Raw genomic sequence first — 254 nt, forward strand, 5'->3', positions numbered from 1 at the left:
TCTGCCGCCGCGAGGCTGATGGCGAGAATGTACATCACCTGACCGTCGGTCTGACCCCAGTAGCTTCCGGCGACCACAAAGGCCAGCGCGGAGGCGTTAATCATGATTTCCAGACCAATCAACATAAACAGCAGATTGCGACGGATAACCAGACCGGTTAAGCCAAGAACGAATAAGATTGCCGCGAGGATCAGTCCATGTTGTAAGGGGATCATGCGTGCTCCTCCGTTTTTCTTTTCGCGCTGTCGTCTTTA

General features: G+C 53.1%; 1 protein-coding gene. It reads right to left on the reverse strand.

Translation table 11 applies throughout. The annotated features are described in order from the left end of the window. Positions 1-215: NADH-quinone oxidoreductase subunit NuoK (nuoK, locus tag QP437_RS10210; RefSeq protein WP_285267757.1), on the reverse strand; the 215-nt coding region annotated here is incomplete at its 3' end. Positions 216-254 lie beyond the last annotated feature (39 nt).

This window comes from Haemophilus sp. UMB1048 (assembly GCF_030218125.1).
Lineage (GTDB): Bacteria > Pseudomonadota > Gammaproteobacteria > Enterobacterales > Pasteurellaceae > Haemophilus_D.